The sequence below is a fragment of the Nocardia sp. NPDC059691 genome, from assembly GCF_042733915.1.
GTDB classification, from domain to species: Bacteria; Actinomycetota; Actinomycetes; order Mycobacteriales; family Mycobacteriaceae; genus Nocardia; species Nocardia sichangensis.
In genome coordinates, this window is record NZ_JBHWFB010000020.1 from 112,381 (window position 1) to 131,595 (window position 19,215).

The 19,215-nt window shown below is 69.8% G+C and carries 16 protein-coding genes; 7 read left to right on the plus strand and 9 right to left on the minus strand.

What is annotated here, in order from left to right; genetic code table 11:
- Window positions 1-38: 38 nt before the first annotated feature.
- The 3 genes from ACFV2O_RS33675 to ACFV2O_RS33685 form a co-directional block, all read right to left on the minus strand.
- Window positions 39-1,202, minus strand: a complete 1,164-nt coding sequence (locus ACFV2O_RS33675) for an alpha/beta fold hydrolase (protein ID WP_379255656.1) — start codon at window positions 1,200-1,202, stop codon at window positions 39-41.
- A 513-nt stretch (window positions 1,203-1,715) separates the two neighbouring features.
- Window positions 1,716-2,390 carry a dethiobiotin synthase gene (bioD, locus tag ACFV2O_RS33680; RefSeq protein ID WP_379255658.1) on the minus strand — a complete coding sequence of 225 codons (675 nt, stop codon included), beginning with the start codon at window positions 2,388-2,390 and terminating at the stop codon, window positions 1,716-1,718.
- On the minus strand, window positions 2,387-3,535 hold the full coding sequence (locus tag ACFV2O_RS33685) for an 8-amino-7-oxononanoate synthase (RefSeq protein ID WP_356967745.1): 1,149 nt from the start codon (window positions 3,533-3,535) through the stop codon (window positions 2,387-2,389). Before ACFV2O_RS33685 ends, bioD begins: the two co-directional genes overlap by 4 nt.
- Before the next feature lie 93 nt (window positions 3,536-3,628).
- Here ACFV2O_RS33685 and ACFV2O_RS33690 point away from each other — a divergent pair, with 93 nt between their 5' ends.
- On the plus strand, window positions 3,629-3,991 hold the full coding sequence (locus ACFV2O_RS33690; protein ID WP_379255660.1) for a hypothetical protein: 363 nt from the start codon (window positions 3,629-3,631) through the stop codon (window positions 3,989-3,991).
- Here the strand turns inward: ACFV2O_RS33690 and ACFV2O_RS33695 are convergent.
- Window positions 3,978-4,460: a MarR family winged helix-turn-helix transcriptional regulator gene (locus ACFV2O_RS33695; RefSeq protein ID WP_379255662.1), complete on the minus strand. Its 483-nt coding sequence runs from the start codon at window positions 4,458-4,460 to the stop codon at window positions 3,978-3,980. The genes ACFV2O_RS33690 and ACFV2O_RS33695 overlap by 14 nt on opposite strands.
- 61 nt (window positions 4,461-4,521) lie before the next feature.
- Here ACFV2O_RS33695 and ACFV2O_RS33700 point away from each other — a divergent pair, with 61 nt between their 5' ends.
- Complete coding sequence (locus tag ACFV2O_RS33700; protein WP_379255663.1) at window positions 4,522-4,893, plus strand: cupin domain-containing protein; 372 nt, start codon at window positions 4,522-4,524, stop codon at window positions 4,891-4,893.
- A gap of 4 nt (window positions 4,894-4,897) precedes the next feature.
- On the opposite strand, the gene ACFV2O_RS33705 is transcribed toward ACFV2O_RS33700, so the two are convergent.
- Window positions 4,898-6,178 (minus strand): adenosylmethionine--8-amino-7-oxononanoate transaminase, encoded by a 1,281-nt coding sequence (locus ACFV2O_RS33705; protein ID WP_379255665.1) that lies wholly within the window; start codon window positions 6,176-6,178, stop codon window positions 4,898-4,900.
- A 166-nt stretch (window positions 6,179-6,344) separates the two neighbouring features.
- Between ACFV2O_RS33705 and ACFV2O_RS33710 the strand changes: the two genes are divergently transcribed.
- The 3 genes from ACFV2O_RS33710 (at window position 6,345) to treY (ending at window position 12,237) form a co-directional block, all read left to right on the plus strand.
- Window positions 6,345-7,280: a helix-turn-helix domain-containing GNAT family N-acetyltransferase gene (locus ACFV2O_RS33710; protein WP_364430559.1), complete on the plus strand. Its 936-nt coding sequence runs from the start codon at window positions 6,345-6,347 to the stop codon at window positions 7,278-7,280.
- A 392-nt stretch (window positions 7,281-7,672) separates the two neighbouring features.
- Complete coding sequence (glgX, locus tag ACFV2O_RS33715) at window positions 7,673-9,793, plus strand: glycogen debranching protein GlgX (RefSeq protein ID WP_379255667.1); 2,121 nt, start codon at window positions 7,673-7,675, stop codon at window positions 9,791-9,793.
- Between the two features lie 35 nt (window positions 9,794-9,828).
- A complete protein-coding gene (treY, locus tag ACFV2O_RS33720) occupies window positions 9,829-12,237 on the plus strand; it encodes a malto-oligosyltrehalose synthase (RefSeq protein WP_379255705.1) in 2,409 nt (802 codons plus the stop codon).
- Here treY and ACFV2O_RS33725 read toward each other — a convergent pair.
- Together ACFV2O_RS33725 and ACFV2O_RS33730 are read right to left on the minus strand one after the other, a co-directional pair.
- Window positions 12,130-13,422 carry a DUF2235 domain-containing protein gene (locus ACFV2O_RS33725; protein WP_379255669.1) on the minus strand — a complete coding sequence of 431 codons (1,293 nt, stop codon included), beginning with the start codon at window positions 13,420-13,422 and terminating at the stop codon, window positions 12,130-12,132. The two genes, treY and ACFV2O_RS33725, sit on opposite strands and share 108 nt — an antisense overlap.
- 93 nt (window positions 13,423-13,515) lie before the next feature.
- Window positions 13,516-13,749 carry a hypothetical protein gene (locus ACFV2O_RS33730; RefSeq protein ID WP_355078310.1) on the minus strand — a complete coding sequence of 78 codons (234 nt, stop codon included), beginning with the start codon at window positions 13,747-13,749 and terminating at the stop codon, window positions 13,516-13,518.
- A gap of 88 nt (window positions 13,750-13,837) precedes the next feature.
- On the opposite strand from ACFV2O_RS33730, the gene ACFV2O_RS33735 reads away from it, so the two are divergent.
- Both ACFV2O_RS33735 and ilvA read left to right on the plus strand, forming a co-directional pair.
- Window positions 13,838-14,272 (plus strand): nitroreductase family deazaflavin-dependent oxidoreductase, encoded by a 435-nt coding sequence (locus tag ACFV2O_RS33735; protein ID WP_379255671.1) that lies wholly within the window; start codon window positions 13,838-13,840, stop codon window positions 14,270-14,272.
- Between the two features lie 75 nt (window positions 14,273-14,347).
- A complete protein-coding gene (gene ilvA, locus ACFV2O_RS33740; RefSeq protein WP_355078312.1) occupies window positions 14,348-15,703 on the plus strand; it encodes a threonine ammonia-lyase IlvA in 1,356 nt (451 codons plus the stop codon).
- Between the two features lie 364 nt (window positions 15,704-16,067).
- Here the strand turns inward: ilvA and ACFV2O_RS33745 are convergent, their stop codons facing one another.
- On the minus strand, window positions 16,068-17,318 hold the full coding sequence (locus ACFV2O_RS33745) for a serine hydrolase domain-containing protein (RefSeq protein WP_379255673.1): 1,251 nt from the start codon (window positions 17,316-17,318) through the stop codon (window positions 16,068-16,070).
- Window positions 17,319-17,431: 113 nt separating this feature from the next.
- Window positions 17,432-19,171 carry a malto-oligosyltrehalose trehalohydrolase gene (gene treZ, locus ACFV2O_RS33750; protein WP_379255674.1) on the minus strand — a complete coding sequence of 580 codons (1,740 nt, stop codon included), beginning with the start codon at window positions 19,169-19,171 and terminating at the stop codon, window positions 17,432-17,434.
- Window positions 19,172-19,215 lie beyond the last annotated feature (44 nt).

Genomic DNA, 19,215 nt, shown 5'->3' on the forward strand with positions numbered 1-19,215 from the left:
GGCGCGAAAACGGTTTGTCTCAGCGTGGTTCGAACCCCTCAGCGGGGCGGCGCTGCCACCGTCGTCGACCGGACCTGCTGCTGGTAGCGCTGCACGAACGGCAGAATCTGCTGCTCGATCACCGTGTTGTATTCCCGGGGCCGCTGCATCGGATTCGCGTGCCCGGTGTTTCGCGCCAGCACCACCAGCAGCGTGCCGTCCACTCCGCCGGACCGCTCGATCAGCACCCGATGGGAGTACTCGACGTCGACCACGCGGTCGGCGCTCGCGTCGCGCGGCCGGATGAAGACGATGGCGGGCCGTGGCTTGTCTGCCACGGGCTGGGCGAGGGCGCGCAGGTCGTCCGTCGCGCCACCGGCCACGATGGCGGTGAACTGGGATTCGATCAGACCGTTGCTCGCCGCGTCGCGAGAGACGATCTTCTCCCGCATCACTTCCGCCAGCACCTGGCCCAGTTGGCGGAACCGGATGCCGGGCAGCCCGTCTCCCCGGTCGACGAAACGGTCCCGGCGAGCGTAGGTCTCCACGGCCAGCCGGAGCATGCGGCTTTCCCGCGCACCGGGCAGCCAGCCCATCCACCGCAACATGTCCTCACCGCGCCCGCGACTCTCCGGACGGACCGCGTTCAGGTCGACCGGCGTGCAGTCCAGGATCACCCCGACCAGTCTGCGGTCGCTGTCCCGGTGGATGTGCTCGGCGACCTCCAGTGCGATCACGCCGCCCATGCTGTGGCCGACGAGCACGATGTTGCGCAGGCCCGACAGTTCGGCGGCGCGCACGACGAGGTCGGCGATCACCTTGGTGTCGATACCTTGATTGTCGTAGCGGATCGCCCACACCATGCCCATCCTGCGCAGAGCGGGCAGCGCGGCGGCGGTGTCACTGGCGTCGAGCCCGCCGAGCCCGACCAGATCCACCACGACGGTGTCCCAGTTCTGCGGGTCCACCGGCGGGGCGACGGGCAGGATGGCGGGCTCGGTGCGCGCCAGTCGCGCCTGTTCCGGCGCGACGTCGTACTTCCAGTACTGCGCGAACACCACGAGTCCGGCCAGCAGCAGTGCGGCCACCCGAAGCAGCGTCACCCTGGTGCGGCGCAACGTCTTCCACCCGTGCCCCAGGCTCGTGTCCCGCAGCCGAGTTCGGCGTCGCGCGTCGTCCCAGTCGGAGACGGTGGACGGGTGCCTCTCGTCCATCGGCGACATCCATCCCACTGTAGGCACGGGTGCGGGCGGTCGCCATGAGCCCGCTATCGTTCAGCGTGCCGCCTCGGCCATGGCCGCGAGTTTGCCCAGCGAGTTCCGCCGGCCGAGTTCGTTGTCGTCGAGCGCGATTCAGTTCGGCAGACCGTCGGGTACCTCCTGTATGTCGGTGCCGACCTCCGCATAACGCAAGGTAGCTGATAGTGCGCTCGCCGTCACCGACGGATCGCAGGTCGTGAATTCGATGATCTGCACCACGTGCTCGTGCGGGCCGCGCGAAATGCTGTGCGCGGTGGCCTTGCCGCTACCGTGGGCTCGTCGCGCAAGCGAGCGTGATTCGGAACACGCCGATCTCCCCGGGCAGCGAATTCGCGCACGTGTCCGGTCCTGCCGTCTGGCACCATCCACTGCCGCACCGCTTCCGCGCGCAGATGCCACCGCACACGGGTCGCGCGTCCGCACTCAGCGGGGTCACCGACAGGTTCGGGGAGACTCGCGTCGCGGAAACGCCATCGATCAGCGGAAAGGCGACCAGGCGGGCTCGAACCAGCCCGGAGCGGCGGCGGTGAATCGCGCGGGCTCCCAGCCGCCCGCGCCTTGCGGCACCGAGCCCACCAGGTCGACGCCGGTGACGCGCGGCAGGTCGGTGCGATTGCATTCGGCGGCGAGATCCGGTTCGGCGGGCCAAGAGCCGATCACCAGGCCCTGACACCGCACACCCGCCGATTGCAGTGCGCGGGTGGTCAGTTCGGTGTGGTTGAGCGTCCCCAGCCCGGCCGCGGTCACCAGCAGGACGGGCGCGCCGAGTTTCTGGGCGAGGTCGAGCAGGGTGAAATCGCCTAGGCGCACCAGCAATCCGCCCGCCCCCTCGACCAGGACGAGGTCGGCGTCGGTCAGGGAATCGACGGCGGCGGCGGTCTCGGCGAGTGTCAGCTCCGGCAGCCCGGCCCGGCGGGCGGCGGTGTCGGGCGCCAGCGGGTCCGGGTAGCGGGCGAGTTCGAGCGTGCGGGTGACGCCGGACAACCGTTGGATCTCCGCGAGGTCTCCGGGTTCGCCCACCGCGACACCGGTCTGCCCCGGCTTGCACACCGCCACCGAACGGCCGTTCGCCATCGCCGCGGCGGCGACGGCCGCGGTGACGACGGTCTTGCCGACATCGGTGGAGGTTCCGGTGATCAGCAGGACGGTCATGCCGGCACCGCCTCTCGCGCCTGCGCCAGCACTTCGCCGAGCACCGTCGCGATGGAGTCGAGTTCGGCCGGTGTGAGATTCGCCCGCGCGGTCAAGCGCAGTCGCGAAGTGCCTTCCGGAACCGTCGGCGGACGGAAGCAGCCCACGTCCAGCCCGTGCGCTCGGCACGCCTGCGCGGCGTCGAAGGCCACTTGCGCCGGACCGAGCACGACCGACACCACCGCCGAAGGCGGCGCGGGCACACCGGCGATCCCGGCGATGTCCGCGGCGCGGGCCAGCACCCGCTCGGCCAGCTCCGGCTGGGCGCGCAGCACCCGCAACGCGGCCCGCGCGGCGCCGACGGCGGCGGGCGCGAGACCGGTGTCGAAGATGAACGTGCGCGCGGCGTCGATCAGGTGGGCGCGCACCCGGCCACTGCTCAGCACCACACCGCCCTGCGCGGCAAGGGATTTCGACAGGGTCGCGGTGATCACCAGATCCGGCGCCCCCGCCAGGCCCGACTCGTGCGCCAACCCGCGCCCGCCCGCCCCGCGCACACCGATGCCGTGTGCCTCGTCCACCACGAGCACCGCCCCGTTGGCCCTGGTCACCCGGTGCAGTTCGGTCAACGGCGCGAGATCGCCGTCGGCGCTGAACACCGAATCCGTGAGCACGAGCGCACGTTCCTCGACGCGCTCCGACAGCAGCCGCTCCACGGCCGCGACGTCGCGATGCGGCGCGATCTCCACCCTGGCGCGGGAGAGCCTGCACGCGTCCACCAGCGAGGCGTGGCTGCCCGCGTCGGAGATCACCAGCGAACCGCGCCCGGCCAGCGCGGTCACCGCGCCGAGGTTGGCCGCGTATCCGGAGGCGAACACGAGTCCCGCTTCGGCGCCGACGAATTCGGCCAACTCGGTCTCCAGCAGTTCGTGCTCGGTGGTGGTGCCGGTGACCAGCCGCGACCCGGTCGACCCCGCACCCCAGCGGCGCACCGCCTCGATCGCGCCTTCGATCACCTCGGGGTGGCGCACCAGGCCGAGATAGTCGTTGGAGGCGAGATCGATCGACGGCGCCTGCGGGGCGCGCGGCCGCAGCTCGCGGCGCAGTCCCGCGGCCACGCGCGCGGAAGCGCGTTCGTCCAACCAGCTCAACGGATCGGTAGTCACAGCTCCGAAGCATACTTGAACACCGTTCAGGGCACTCTCCCGCAGGTCCGCTGGTACCGTTGAGCCCATCGTTGGTGGTGTCACCGGCCCGCGGTGACAAGCTGCACCGGGGAGGTACACGGCCGGATGCCGCGGTGGGCGATAGTCGTCGAGGAAACAACGGGCTCGGGCGATCACAAGCGCTGGTCACCCCGAATCCTGACGGAAGTGGTCGGCACGCGCGCACAGGCGCTGGCGAAACTGGCCGGCGTGCTGCCCACCTACACCCCGGAGCATCCCAAGCTGCGCGGTCGCCGCGTCGTGCTCCGCGACGGTGACACCTATCTACTGATGGTGCGCGGCTGGTCGGACGACTACCACTGCATCTTCCGGGTGTGGGAGATGCTGTCCGACAGCGATCGTCCCGAGCTCGCCGACGGCCGCCCTGGTTCGTCCGATCGGCTCACGGACCGGTGAACCAGTTCGGCGTATCCAGCCGGAACACCTCGCCGGGCGTCAGTAAACGCAGATCGCGCTCCAGTTCGGCCAGCCGATCCGCGCCGAGCAGTTCCGCCCAGCGATCGTGGATCCGGTCGAACGTTCGCGCCGATCGGGTCAGCACGTCCTCGGCGCGTTCGGTGAGCGTGTAGACCTTGCGCCGCGCGTCGGACGGATCGTGCCCGCGGCGGAGGTAGCCCAGCCGCTCCAGCGCCTCGATGTGCTTGCCCGCGGCCTGTTTCGAGACACCGAGCGCGCGCCCGAGGTCGGCGGCCGTGCAACCGTGCGGCCCGCCCGCGCGGCCGATCGCCTGGAAGACGAAGCCGTGCATCGGCCGCAACTCGGCGTGACCGTGCCCGGCCAGATCCGCGTGCACCTCGTCGATCACGGCCCGGAAGCCGAGCAGCATGCGCAGCGGCAGCTCATAGCCACCCCTGTCACTTGACATGATGGACAACCTCGTTGACTATATGGACAACCATATTGTCTATTCTAGAGGTGGTAGCCAGATGACCATCATCCGACACTCCGACACCCGCCGCACCGAAACCCCTGGAGGTGTCATGACCACGCTCGCCTCCCCCACCCAGGGCGGCTCCGGACTCGCGTTGTGGCGGGTCGAGGTGCCCGCCGACACCGCGGGACCGCTGCACTTCATCGACGCCGAGCAGATCTGGACCGTCCTCGCCGGACGACTCCACGTCACGCTCGACGACACGGAACTCACCGCAGCCGAGGGGGATACGGTGATCCTCCCGCCGAACACGCTGCGACAGGTGCACACCGGCGACGGCTTCACCGCCATCGTCACCGCGCCCGCGGGGGCGCGGGCAGGCACACCGGACAGCGACGGCACCATCGTCCCGCCCTGGATCGCCTGACCGGTCACCGACCGATCTGCGCGGCGACCGCGGCGCGCATGCCGGCGGTGATCGTGGCGATGTCGCCGGACGTGCTGATGAACGGCGGCATGGTGTAGACGAGGTTGCGGAACGGACGCAGCCACACTCCGGCCGCCACCGCTGCGTCGGTCGCGGCGCGCATGTCGACCGGGTGGTCCAGCTCGACCACACCGATCGCACCGAGCACACGCGCCTCGACCACGCCCGGCAGCTCGCGCACCGGGGCCAGCCCCGCAGCCAGCTCCGCTTCGATCCGGGTCACCTCGCCGCGCCAGTCGCGCGAGCGCAGCAACTCGATCGACGCGACGGCGACCGCGCAGGCCAGCGGGTTGCCCATGAACGTGGGGCCGTGCATGAGCCCGCCGTGCGCCGCGCTGATCGTCTCGGCGATCCGCGTGGTGCACAGCGCGGCGGCCAGGGTGAGGTAACCGCCGGTCAGCGCCTTGCCCACGCACATCACATCCGGGCTCACCCCGGCCAGGTCGGCCGCGAAAAGCGTTCCGGTGCGGCCGAATCCGGTCGCGATCTCGTCGAAGACGAGCAGCACCCCGTGCTCGTCGCACAACCTGCGCAGGTCGGCGAGATAGCCGGGATGATGCCAGCGCATCCCGCCCGCCCCTTGGACGATCGGCTCCACGATGACCGCCGCGAGTTCGCCCGCGTGCGCGGCGATCATGCGCTCGAGTTCCGCCGTGTATTCCGGGTGGTACTCGCTCGGCGGCACCGGCGCGAACAGCTGATTCGCCAGGATGTCGGTCCACAGCGAGTGCATGCCGCCCTCGGGGTCGCACACGCTCATCGGGGTGAAGGTGTCGCCGTGGTAGCCGCCGCGCCAGGTGAGCAGCCGCCGCTTCTCCGGCTTGCCCAGCGAACGCCAGTACTGCAGGCACATCTTCACGGCGACCTCGACCGACACCGAGCCGGAGTCGCACAGGAACACCTTGTCCAGCCCGGCCGGAGTCGATTCGACCAGCAGCTCGGCCAGCCGGGCCGCCGGCTCGTGGGTGAGCCCGCCGAACATCACATGACTCATCCGCCGCGACTGGTCGACCAACGCGGCGTCGAGCAGCGGGTGCCGGTAACCGTGGATGGCGGCCCACCAGGAACTCATGCCGTCGACCAGCTCGCGTCCGTCGGCCAGGGTCAGCCTGGTCCCCGCGGCGGCGGCCACCACCAGCGGTTCGGTCGTCGCGGGGAAGCCGCCGTACGGATGCCAGACGTGCTCGGCGTCGAGGGCGGTGATCTGGTCGGGGGTCAGTGCCACAGGAATCCTCGCGTCACGGCCCGGGTCGCCCCGGAGCGGCTTGAACACCGTTCAAGTTAGCACCCGAGCTGGCCGGGGCCGCCAGGGCGTGCCTAGTTCTGTAGTTTCCCCACCTGGTGGCGTCGCCGCGGAATATTCTTTGACAAAGTCAAAGATTGGAGCCGCCGTGACCGCTGCCGCCCCCGCCGACATCGCCGCCGTCCGCGAGTTCAACCGCCACTACACGCGCGTGATCGGCGTGCTGCGCGAAGGACTGCACGACAGCCGCTACTCGCTCACCGAGGCGCGGATACTGTTCGAGCTGGCCGCGTCCGACGCCACCGAAGTGGTCGCGCTACGACACGCGCTTGACCTGGACGCGGGCTACCTCAGCCGCATTTTGGCCCGGTTCGAACAGTCGGGCCTGGTGCGGCGCAACCGCTCCGGCAGCGACGGCCGCCGCCAGGAGGTCCGGCTGACCGACCGGGGCAGGGAGATCTTCGCGACGCTCGATCAGCGCTCCAGCGACGAAGTGGGCGCGCTGCTCGACGCGCAGCCGCAAGCGACCCGCGCGCGCCTGATCACGGCGATGCGAACCATTCAGCAGATTTTGGACCGGCCCGCCGACGCACCTGCTTTCTCGCTGCGACGCCCGCGCTCCGGTGATTACGGCTGGGTGATCCAGCGTCATGCGGAGCTCTACGCGAACGAATACGGCTGGGACGCGACCTACGAGGAACTGATCGTGCGCATCGTGGCCGACTACCTGACTTCCCGCGACGAGCAGCGCGAGCGCGCCTGGATCGCGGAATCCGACGGCCGCCCGGTGGGCAGCGTCTTCTGCGTTCGCGAGGACGACACCACCGCGCGCCTGCGGTTGCTCCTGGTCGAGCCGACCGTCCGCGGTCTCGGCGTCGGCTCGGCGCTGGTGGACGAATGCCTGCGCTTCGCCACGGCGGCGGGCTACCGGGAGATCGTGCTGTGGACCAACGACGTGCTCACCGCCGCGCGGCGCGTCTACCAGCGCGCGGGATTCGAGCTCGTCGACCAGAGCCCGCACCACAGCTGGGGGCACGACCTGGTCGGGCAGACCTGGCGGCGGTCGCTCACGTCCGCGAAGTGAGCCGCGCGCCCGCTCACGAGCCGCCGCACGATGCGCCGGGTCGCGTGTGCTTCCGCTATGTCGAGCACCACACGGCCTGTCGCTGTCAGTGACCCGTATCGACGCACCGCGTGCCGCAGCACCTCGGACGCGTCCGGCGAGGGCTCGCGTCATCGCGACCGCCGCTACGGATGAGCTCGCGACCACCGCGCCCCGCTCGGGGCAAGGCCGACGCGGCGGTGGGTCCGTTCGCCCGTGCTGTGCCGCGAGACTGCGCGGCGTTGCCACAGCGGGCAGTGCTCGGTGCTCGCACCATCCCCCGATGGCGCGAAAAATGCCTCCGACCTCGTTCGATCCAGTCACCCACAACCACCCGCACCGCTGGACGCCCGGCTGACGCTACTGTCGTTGCCATGGCTCAGCCCGACGCAGCGCCCGGTGACGCGGCACCTCTGGGTGTCTGGCCCGGCACCGCCTATCCCCTCGGGGCCACCTACGACGGCGCAGGCACCAATTTCTCGGTGTTCTCCGAAGTTGCCGACGCGGTCGAACTCTGCCTGATCGACGCCGACGGAGCCGAGAACCGGATCGCGCTCGACGAGGTGGACGGGTACGTCTGGCATGCCTACCTGCCCGGAATCGACCCTGGTCAGCGCTATGGATTCCGCGTGCACGGCCCATACGACCCCGACCGGGGGCTGCGCTGCGACCCGAGCAAGTTGCTGCTCGATCCGTACGGCAAGGCTTTCGACGGCGACTTCGACGATCACCCCTCGCTCTACACCCACGGGCTCGACTCGCTCGGCCACACCATGACCGGCGTGGTGATCAACCCGTACTTCGACTGGGGCGCCGACCGGCCGCCCAACCGGCCGTACCACGAGACGGTGATCTACGAGGCGCACGTCAAGGGCATGACGATGACGCATCCCGAGGTGCCCGAAGAATTGCGCGGCACCTATTCCGGCATCGCGCACCCGGCGGTCGTCGACCATCTGAAGGGGTTGGGGGTCACCGCGATCGAACTGATGCCGGTGCACCAGTTCCTGCAGGACCGCGTGCTGCTGGATCAGGGACTGCGGAACTACTGGGGCTACAACAGCTTCGGCTACCTCGCGCCGCACAGCGAGTACGCGACGATGGATCGCGCCGGGTCGGCGGTCACCGAGTTCAAGGCGATGGTGCGCGCACTGCACACCGAGGGCATCGAGGTGATCCTCGACGTCGTCTACAACCACACCGCCGAGGGCAACCACAACGGCCCCACGATCTGCTTCCGCGGCATCGACAATGCCGCCTACTACCGCTTGGTCGACGACGATCCGTCGCACTACATGGATTACACGGGCACCGGAAACAGTCTCAACGTGCGCCACCCGCACACCTTGCAGCTGATCATGGACTCCCTGCGCTACTGGATCCTGGAGATGCACGTCGACGGCTTCCGCTTCGATCTGGCCGCGACGCTGGCGCGGGAACTGCACGACGTGGACCGGCTGTCGACGTTCTTCGACCTGGTGCAGCAGGATCCGGTGGTGAGCCAGGTCAAACTCATCGCCGAACCGTGGGACGTCGGCGAGGGCGGCTACCAGGTGGGCAATTTCCCCGGCCTGTGGACGGAGTGGAACGGCAAGTACCGCGACACCGTGCGGGACTACTGGCGCGGCGAACCGGCGACGCTGGGCGAGTTCGCCTCTCGGCTCACCGGTTCCTCGGACCTGTACGAGGCCACCGGCCGCAGGCCGAGCGCGAGCATCAACTTCGTCACCGCGCACGACGGGTTCACGCTGCGGGATCTGGTCTCCTACAACGAGAAACACAACGCGGCCAACGGCGAGGACAACCGCGACGGCGAGAGCTGGAACCGCTCTTGGAACTGCGGTGTCGAAGGCCCGACCGACGACCAGGACATCCTCGCCCTGCGCGACCGGCAGAGCCGCAACCTGCTGGCCACGCTCATGCTCAGCCAGGGTGTGCCGATGCTGGCGCACGGCGACGAGATGGGCCGCACCCAGCACGGCAACAACAACGTCTACTGCCAGGACTCGCCGCTGGCCTGGATGGACTGGTCGCTGCGGGAGAAGAACGCCGATCTGCTGGAGTTCACCCGTGCGGTGGTCGCGTTGCGCACCCGGCACCCCGTCTTCCGGCGCCGCCGCTTCTTCGCGGGCGGCCCGGTCCGTTCGGCGGACAACGCCCGCGACATCGCCTGGCTCACCCCGTCCGGCGAGGAGATGACCGGGGCGGACTGGGACAGCGGATTCGGCAAGTCGCTGGCGGTCTACCTCAACGGCGAGGCGATCCCCGAGCCGGGCCCGCGGGGCGAGCGGATCACCGACGACTCGTTCCTGTTGTGTTTCAACGCCCACGACGCGGCTATCGACTTCGTGCTACCGAGCACCGGCGACGGCGCGGAATGGTCGGTGGCACTGGATTGCTCGACCCCGACCGGCATGACCGACGCCCGGTACGCCGGCGGCGCGGCCGTCACCGTCGAAGCTCGCTGTCTCCTCGTCCTCCGCCAGGCCGCCTGACCCGAATGCCGATGAACGCACCCGATCCCACCGAGATGCACGTGACCGACCCGGTGTCCCTCCGACGCAAGCCCGCCCGCCAGACGACGATCCGCAGCGCCTACCGGCTACAGCTGCGACCGGACGCATTGACCTTCGCCGAGGCCCGCGCCATCGCGGAATACCTTCAGCAGCTGGGCATCTCGCACCTGTACCTGTCGCCGATCCTGACCGCGGCGCACGGCTCGACGCACGGCTACGACGTCACCGACCCGACCACGGTCTCCGCCGCCCTCGGCGGGCCGACGGGGCTCAAGGCACTCGCCGACGAGGTGCGCAGCCGCGGCATGGGACTGATCGTCGACCTGGTGCCCAATCACGTCGGCGTCGCCGATCCGCGACAGAACGCCTGGTGGTGGGACGTGCTGCGGAACGGCCAGGAGTCGCGGTTCGCGCCGTATTTCGACATCGACTGGAGCCCCGGCAACGGCGCGGGCGGCAGGCTGGCGCTGCCGGTGTTGCAGAGCGAGAACGACCCGGCCGCCTTGACCGTGGACCGCACCGGCGCCGAGCCGATGCTCGCGCTGCACGATCTGCGTTTCCCGATCGCGCCCGGCACCGACGGCGACAACGCCCTGCGCATCCACGACAAACAGCACTACCGGTTGGTGAGCTGGAAGGCCGGGCTGTGCACCTACCGGCGTTTCTTCGCGGTGAGCAGCCTGGCCGCGATCCGTCAGGAGAACCCGGAGGTCTTCGAGCTCACCCACCGCGAGCTCGCCGCGTGGTGCGAGCACGACCTGATCGACGGCGTGCGGGTCGACCATCCGGACGGTCTGGCCGATCCCGCCGGTTACCTCACCCGGCTGCGCAGACTGATCGGCCCGCACCGGCTGTTGCTGGTGGAGAAGATCCTGGCCAACCGCGAGCCGCTCGACGCGACGCTGCCCATCGATGGCACCACCGGCTACGAGGCGCTGGCCGACTTCGGCGGCGTGCTGATCGATCCGCGCGGGGAGCACGCGCTCACCGAACTCTCGCGCCGGGTGGCCGGGCACGGCAGCGACCGGGCCTGGATCGGCGAGACCGAACACCGGATCAAGCGCGCGGTCGCGGAAACCATTCTGACGCCAGAGGTCCGGCGGCTGGTGGCCGCGATCAAACAGGACGCGAACGCCGAGAGTTTCGACACCATGGCGCTGACCAACGCCACCATCGAGGTGCTGGCGTTCATGCCGGTCTACCGGGCCGACTACGCGCCGCTGTCCGGGATGACGGGCGCGGTGATCGCCGAGGTGGAGAAACGCAACAGCGAACTCACCGCGCCGCTGGCGGTCCTGGTCGCGGCGCTGGCCGCCGACGGGGCCGCGGCGATGCGCTTCAGCCAGGTCTGCGGCGCGGTGACCGCGAAGGCGGTCGAGGACACCATGTTCTATCAGGCCGCGCGGCTGGTCTCGTTGCAGGAGGTCGGCGGCAACCCGGCGCGCTTCGGCCACTCGCTCAACGAGTTCCACCTGTCCAACAGCCAGCGCGCGCAACGCTGGCCCGCCACTCTGACGACGCTGTCCACGCACGACACCAAGCGCGGCGAGGACGTGCGCGCCCGCATCGGCGTGCTGTCCCAGGCCGCGGAGACCTGGGCGCGCAACGTCGACTCCTGGCTGGAGACCGCCCCCGCGCCGGACGGTGCGACGGCGTTGTTCCTGCTGCAGAACATGTTCGGGGTGTGGCCCGCGGACGGGCGACCGGCCGCATCGGTGCCCGGCCTGCGTGAGCGTGTGCACGCGTTCGCCGAGAAGGCGATGCGGGAGGCGAACAGCAAGACCTCCTGGGAGGAGCCGGACGCCGAGTTCGAGGCCGCGGTGCACGCGTGGCTGGACGCGGTGATCGATGGCCCGGTGGGCTCCGAACTCGGCGACCTGGTGCACGAACTGGCCCCGCACGCCTGGTCGGACGCCTTGTCGCAGAAGCTCTTACAGCTGTGCGGGCCGGGCATCCCGGACGTCTACCAGGGCTGCGAGCTGTGGGAGGACTCCCTCGTCGACCCGGACAACCGCAGGCCGGTGGACTTCGCCGCCCGTGCGGGCATGCTGCAATCGCTCACCGGCACGCCCGCGCTGGACACCACCGGCGCGGCGAAGATGTGGATCGTCGCCTACGCGCTGTGGTTGCGCCGCGAACGTCCCGAATGCTTCGTCGGCGGCACGTACCGGCCGCTGTTCGCCACCGGCGACCACGCGTCGAAGGTGGTGTCCTACGCCCGCGGCCGCGCGGGCGAGGCCCCCGAGGTCATCGTCGCCGCCACCCGCCACAGCGTGAGCCTGGCCGAGACCGGCTGGAGCGATACGTTCCTCGACCTACCCGCGGGCAGCTGGACCGACCGGCTGACCGGCCACACATTCCAGGGCCGGGCCAGGCTGGAGAAGATGTTCGCCAGGCTGCCGGTCGCGCTGCTGGTGCGCTGACGGCTCGGGCACGGGCGCGCCCGCCTGCTCGAGTTTCTTGGAGAACACCCCGCGGATCTGCTCGAAAGCCGCTTCCGGGATCACACCGCCCAGTTCTTCGCGCCAGCGTCGCAGATTCGCCGGATGGTAGTCCAGCGCGTCCTGCGCGCTCGCGGACAACCGCACGCCCTGATCGGTGGGCATGGACATCCGGCGCCAGGAATCCCAGTGGAACCGGTGACTGCGCGGATTACGCAGCGTCCGAACCACGTTCAGGACGCGGTAGCCGATGCTCAGGGAATCGTGCAGCCGCATGTGGTCGCCGTTGGTGTGGTCGCAGCGCTTCGACAGCGCCGCCAGCCGGTCCCGGTCGAAGGCCAGCCCGACCGACTCCGCCTCGCGGACCATCCACTGCAGCGTGATGTCGGACAGGCCGCATTCGGTGTAGCCGCCACCGATGTCGCTGTGCACGCCGGGGAACCACACCTGCTTGACCCGCTCGAAGCCGCGCCGGTACTTCACCGTCGGTTCGACCGGCACCTCCCACACGGCCGGTTCGAAGTTGCGCCGCCGCTCGTCGATGGCCAGCGCCTGGCGGGCGCAGTGCACGTGCCGGGAGAGTTTGACGTCGTGGAAGCGGTGCCGCAGGGAGGTGATGCCAGGGACGCCGAGCGCGCCGACGGTGTCGAACACGCCGAGGAAATCGATCTTCGCTCGGTGGCAATGCTTCCGGCGGAATTCCTGCCACTGCTCGGGCTCGGCCGGATCGGGGTTCTCCCGCGTCGGCGCGGGCGGTCGCTGCCGATAGATGTTCAGGGCATCCGGGTACTTGCCTTCGATCATCGCTTCGGGGGTCATGATCCCGACACGGTTGATCAGGCCGGCCAGGCTGCGGGCGGTGAAGGCGCCGCGGCTGAAGCCGAAGATGTAGATCTCGTCGCCCTTCTCCCAGTTCAAGGCCAGATGCCAGTAGGCGGACGACAGGTTCGCCTCGAGTCCGAGTCCGAAGGCGCCGCCCATCAGGCGATCGCTGAGGAATCCGCGGGCACCTGGGCCGGAGACGTAGGTGACCCACTGCTGGATCGTCTCCCCCGCCGGTCCGGGCGCATCGAACCGGATCGTCTGCGCGATCTTGACTATGTTCGAAACCGTGCTGCTCGACTCGGCCTTCCACGTGCCGTCGCAACACACAACCAGACGTTTCATGCGCTGATCCTCCCGCCGGCATCCCACCGAAACCCGCGTATTCGACTACTCGAATTCATCGCCTGCGACGGGGAAGCGTTAATGCGGGGCGCGCTACGGCGTGCCGCCGGGCCCCTCGCCGAGACCCGCGACCGCCATGCCGATCAGCCACCGCGCCGCGCCGAGCGCTGCCGCGACGAGTACCGCGAGTTGCAGCGATCCGGTGATCAGGGCCAGGACGAGGCAGGTCACCAAGCCGACGACCAGTGCGTCGAGCTTGTATACCGGCCACGCGCTACCCGCGATGTCGATCGTGGTGCCGCGCGCCGAGGAGTGAACGACCGCCATCCCCTCAGGGTAGTCGGAATTGGAAGTTCGGGCCAGCGAACTTTTTGTCGCCGGGAACACAAGTAATCGCCGCGGCGTTGCCGCAGATATGCCACTGACAGGTGAATACGAACCGAGTACATCCGACTGGGCCCGCGAACAGGCCGAGAAGTACGAGAACTCCGGCGGCACCGAGGGCGCGACCTTGCAAGGTGTGCCGATCATCCTGCTCACCACTAAAGGGGCCAAGACCGGCAAGCTGCGCAAGACCCCGCTGATGCGGGTGGAACACGACGGCGAGTACGCCGTGGTCGCCTCGCTGGGCGGCGCGCCGAAGCATCCCGTCTGGTACCACAACATCAAGGCCGAACCCCACGTCGAACTGCGCGACGGCACGGTCAACAAGGACTACACCGCCCGCGAGGTGTTCGGCGACGAGAAGGCGCAGTGGTGGGAGCGCGCGGTCGAGGTGTGGCCGGATTACGCGAACTACCAGACCAAGACCGATCGTCAGATCCCCGTCTTCGTTCTCACCCCGCAGTAGCTTCTGCGCAGGTAGCCCGCGTGTCACCGCCACCCGCCGCAGCTCGCCGCCGCGGCGGGTGGCAGCATATTCGGGGTGTCCGATCCGCTTGATGTCCTCGACGCACTGACCGCTTCTCGTCCCGCCCTCACCGCGGACGAGATCGACGCTGCCGCCAAGCGAATTGCCGACGTCATTGATCCGACCCCGCTGCAGCGCAGCGAGCGGCTGTCCAAGCTGACCGGGGCGAACGTCTATCTGAAGCGCGAAGACCTCAGCGCGGTCCGCTCCTACAAGCTGCGCGGCGCCTACAACCTCGTGGTCCAGCTGACCGAGCGGGAACGCGCCGCCGGCGTGGTCGCGGCCAGCGCGGGCAACCACGCGCAGGGCGTCGCGTTCGCCTGCCAGGCGATGGGGATCAAGGGCCGCATCTACGTGCCGACCACGACGCCGAAGCAGAAGCGTGACCGCATCCGGGTGCACGGCGGAGAGTTCGTCGAGCTCATCGCGGTCGGCGAGACCTACGACGCCGCCGCCGCGGCCGCCGCCGCCGACGTGGAGCGCACCGGCGCGACCATGGTGCCACCGTTCGACGACACCCGCACCGCGGCTGGTCAGGGCACCATCGCCGCGGAGATCCTGGAACAGCTCCCCACCACCCCTGACCTGGTGATCGTGCCCGTGGGCGGCGGCGGCTGCCTGGCGGGCATCGGCACCTACCTGCGCGCCCGATCCCCCCGCACCGCCATCCTCGGCGTGGAGCCCGCGGGCGCGGCCTCGATGACCGCGGCTCTGGTGGCGGGCGGTCCGGTCACGCTGCCGGAGATCGATCCGTTCGTCGACGGCGCCGCGGTGCGCCGGGTGGGCGCCGTGCCGTACGCGGCGGTGTCCGGATTCGGCGGGCGCGTGGTCTCGCACGCGTCGCTGCCGCTGCTGACCACCACCGAATCTCCCAGAGGCGCGGGCACTTTCCAGATGATGCAGGTCGACGAGGGCGCGATCTGCACGACCATGCTCGACCTGTACCAGAGCGAGGGCATCATCGCCGAGCCCGCGGGCGCGCTCACCACGACGGCGCTGGCGGAGATCACCGTAGAGCCGGGCTCCACGGTGGTGTGCCTGGTGTCCGGCGGCAACAACGACGTCTCCCGCTACGGCGAGATCATCGAGCGCTCGCTCGTGCACAGCGGGCTCAAGCACTACTTCCTGGTGGACTTCCCGCAGGAACCCGGCGCGCTGCGCCGCTTCCTCAACGAGGTACTCGGCCCGGAAGACGACATCACGCTGTTCGAGTACGTCAAGCGCAACAACCGGGAGACGGGCGCGGCGCTGGTCGGCATCGAACTGGGCGCCCCCGACGGGCTGGCGCCGCTGCTGGAACGGATGCATCACTCCCCGATCCAGTGCGAGCGCCTCGAGCCCGATTCACCGGCCTACCGCTACCTGACCTGAGCCCGACTCCGGCGGTCAGGCGGCCTCGGGCGTCTGACCGACCGGTATCCGACTGCCACGCAGCCTGAGGCCTCCGCCGCGACCGCAATCCGACATGTCACGCTCGGGCCTCCGCGCAGCCGGGATCCGACGCGTCACGCAGCCTTGGGCGTGTGCCCAGCCGAAATCCGACGCGTCACGCAGCGCGCGGCCAGCATCCGACTGCCACGCAGCCTCGGGCCTCCGCGCGACCGCAATCCGACATGCCACGCTCGGGCCTTTTCACAGCCGGGATCCGACGTGCCACGTGGCCTTGGGCGTCTGCGTGGCCGAAATCCGACGCGTCACGCAGCCTTGGGCGTCAGCGCAGCCGAAATCCGACGCGTCACGCAGCCTTGGGTGTCTGCGCGGCCGGGATCCGGCGGCGGGACGAACGCAGGCAGTTCAGCATGAGCGGCAGCAACCAGAACGCCGCCGACTGGTCGTAGCTGAGCTGCGCGACGGAGAGCCGGTTGTGCACGAAGCCGACCGACAGGCCCAGCCGGGGTTCGGCCCAGCCGAAGGAGCCGCCGAGGCCGATGTGCCCGAACCCGGCGTGGGCGCCCGGCATCGGCAGCGAGTGGTAGCCCAGACGCCACATCATCGGCAGGTAGAACAGCGCGCGATCGGGCTGGTAGGTCTCGACGCGGCGCAGCGCCTTCATGGTGCGGCGGCCGAGGTACCTGTGGTCGGCCACGGTGCCGTCGCCCGCGAGCGCGCCGTACATCGTGGCCAGTGCCGGCGCGGTGGCCACACCGTTGCCCGCACCGAGTTCGGTGTCCAGGATCGGCGGGCTGACGCCCTCGAGGATGGCTTCCAGACCGGGCAGGAACAGGCAGCGGGTGGCGGCCCCCAGCGCGCCGGGAATCCGGTGGCTACGGCCGAGAACCGCTGCGCCGAGCGGCTTTCCGAGCGCACTCAGCTGGGTGCCCGCCAGCGGGGCGTAGGTGATCGGCGCACCGGCGGGCGGCCTGCCCAGGTGGAGCCCTTCGATGCCGAGCGGCTCGGCGACCTCGGTGCGGATCAGCTCGCTGAGGCCGGTGCCGGTGATCGCGCGCGTCAAGCCTCCGACCAGCCAGCCGAAGGTGAGCGCGTGGTATGTGGGAACGCCGAGCAGGCGGTCGGGCTTGGCCGCGGCCAGGCGCTGTTCCATGAGTTCGTGGTCCAGCACGTCGGCCAGGCCGCCAGTGGCGATCGGGGCCAGCGCGGACAGTCCCGCCCGGTGGGTGAGCAGATGACGAATGGTGATCTTGTGCTTGCCGTTGACGCCGAACTCCGGCCAGTATTCAGCGACCGGAGCGGAGTAATCGAGCAACCCGCGGTCGGCGAGGCGGTGCACGACGGTGGCCGCGATCCCCTTGGTGGCCGAGAAGATGATCGTGCCGGTGTCCCTGGTCCACGGAACGTCACCGCCGGAGCCGACCCAGATGTCCACCAACGGCTCTCCGTGCCGGTGCAGCGTGAACGCCGCCCCCGCGCCCCGGCGATTGCCGAACGCCCGTGCGAAAGCGCGCACGAACGGTGCGAATTCGGCGGCAGCGCTGCCACCCATCCCCGGGGGAAGAACCGCAAAGTCCCCGGAAGCGACGTTGCTCATCTCTCCACGGTAATGGCATGGGACGATTCCGGCAAAGTACCTGTCTCGGACAGTTGTACGCCCGTTACCGGGCGAGTGCCCGAAAGGCTGCCGCGAGCTGGGGTTCCACGCGCTCAGCGCGGGCCGGGCGGCGCCGTCTCCAGCAGGGTGAACGAGTGGCCGGGAACGGTTGTGGCGGAACGGCCGATCGTCGGGGATTCCCAGGACAGCAGCGGAAGGCCCGCGATCGGCACCGCGACCTGGTCCTCGCCGAGGTTGCACACCAGGGCCAGGGTGCCCCGGCGAACGACGATCCACCGCGCGGACTCGTCGTAGTCCACCGAAACGTGGGTCAACCAGGGATCGCTGAGCTCCGCACGATCGCGGCGCAGGGCGAGCAGCGCGCGATAGCACGACAGCAGCCGGGCGTGGCCCGGCTCGTCGGCTTCCGTCCAATCGAGTTTGGAGCGCAGGAACGTTTTCACATCCTGTGGGTCGGGCACCTCGCCCTCGGGCCAGCCGTGCTGGGCGAACTCCTTCTTGCGCCCGGATGCGGTGGCGGCGGCGACATCCGGGTCGGTGTGCGAGGTGAAGAACTGGAACGGTGTGCGGGCGCCCCACTCCTCCCCCATGAACAGCATCGGCGTGAACGGTCCGCACAGCACCAGGGCGGCCTTGATCGCGAGCTGGCCGTCGGTGAGATAGGCGCTCGGGCGCTCGCCCAGCGCGCGGTTGCCGATCTGGTCGTGATCGCAGGTGTAGGCCAGCAGCGCGCTGCCCGGGATCAGGCTGCGATCGATCGGGCGGCCGTGCGTGCGGCCACGGAAACTGGAATACGTTGCGGCGTGGAAGAACCCGTGCTTCAACGTGTGGGCCAGGCAGCGCAGGGAACCGAAGTCCGCGTAATAGCCCTGCCGCTCACCGGAGACCGCGGTGTGCACGGCGTGGTGCAGGTCGTCGTTCCACTGCGCGGTCAGGCCGTAGCCGCCCGCCGCGCGCGGGGTGATCAGCTTCGGATCGTTGAGATCGCTCTCCGCGATGAGCGTCAGCGGCCTGCGCACGTGGGTGGCCAGGCGCTCGGTCGCGACGGCGAGTTCGGCCAGCAGGTGGGTGGCGGTGCGGTCGACCAGGGCGTGCACCGCGTCCAAGCGCAGCGCGTCGATGTGGAAATCGCGCAGCCAGCGCACCGCGTTGTCGATGACGTACCCGCGCACGTGATCGGACTGCGGGCCGTCGAGATTGAGGCTCTGCCCCCAGGTGTTGCGGCCCTCGGTCAGGTAGGGCGCGAAGCGCGGCAGGTAGTTCCCGGACGGGCCGAGGTGGTTGTAGACGACGTCGAGGCAGACCGCGAGCCCGCGGGCATGACAGGCGTTCACGAATCGTTGCAGGCCGTCGGGCCCGCCGTAGCTCTCCTGCACCGCGTACCAGAGCACGCCGTCGTAGCCCCAGTTGTGCGGGCCGTCGAAGGCGTTCACCGGCATCACTTCGACCACGGTGACGCCCAGCCCGACCAGGTGGTCGAGCCGTTCGATCGCGGCGTCGAAGGTGCCTTCCGGGGTGAAGGTCCCGATGTGCAGTTCGTAGTAGACCGCCCCGGCCTGCGGCCGACCGGTCCACGCCGCATCGGTCCACCCCGCCGGATCGAGGGTGTGCAGCGCCGAGCGGGCGTGCACGCCGTCGGGCTGGCGCGGCGAGCGGGGATCGGGCAGCACGGTCGGATCGTCGTCGAGCAGGAAGCCGTACCTGGCGCCGTTCGCGGCGGGCACGTCGGCGCGCCACCACCCATCCGGCGACCGCGTCATCGAATGGACGACACCCTCCAGATCCAGTCGCACCGACTCCGGCCGCGGTGCCCAGACTTCGAACACAGTCACCGCGCCAGCATCCCACGGGCACGCCCGGTCCGCCCGATACGGTC

What these genes read in the sequence shown, in the direction of transcription:
- ACFV2O_RS33695 (WP_379255662.1), bottom strand. Translation starts at nt 4,460, where the DNA reads ATGTCAAGTGACAGGGGTGGCTATGAGCTGCCGCTGCGCATGCTGCTC.
- treY (WP_379255705.1), top strand. Translation starts at nt 9,829, where the DNA reads ATGCACGTGACCGACCCGGTGTCCCTCCGACGCAAGCCCGCCCGCCAG.
- bioD (WP_379255658.1), bottom strand. Translation starts at nt 2,390, where the DNA reads ATGACCGTCCTGCTGATCACCGGAACCTCCACCGATGTCGGCAAGACC.
- ACFV2O_RS33730 (WP_355078310.1), bottom strand. Translation starts at nt 13,749, where the DNA reads ATGGCGGTCGTTCACTCCTCGGCGCGCGGCACCACGATCGACATCGCG.
- glgX (WP_379255667.1), top strand. Translation starts at nt 7,673, where the DNA reads ATGGCTCAGCCCGACGCAGCGCCCGGTGACGCGGCACCTCTGGGTGTC.
- ACFV2O_RS33745 (WP_379255673.1), bottom strand. Translation starts at nt 17,318, where the DNA reads ATGAGCAACGTCGCTTCCGGGGACTTTGCGGTTCTTCCCCCGGGGATG.
- ACFV2O_RS33725 (WP_379255669.1), bottom strand. Translation starts at nt 13,422, where the DNA reads ATGAAACGTCTGGTTGTGTGTTGCGACGGCACGTGGAAGGCCGAGTCG.
- ACFV2O_RS33675 (WP_379255656.1), bottom strand. Translation starts at nt 1,202, where the DNA reads ATGTCGCCGATGGACGAGAGGCACCCGTCCACCGTCTCCGACTGGGAC.
- ACFV2O_RS33700 (WP_379255663.1), top strand. Translation starts at nt 4,522, where the DNA reads ATGACCATCATCCGACACTCCGACACCCGCCGCACCGAAACCCCTGGA.
- ACFV2O_RS33735 (WP_379255671.1), top strand. Translation starts at nt 13,838, where the DNA reads ATGCCACTGACAGGTGAATACGAACCGAGTACATCCGACTGGGCCCGC.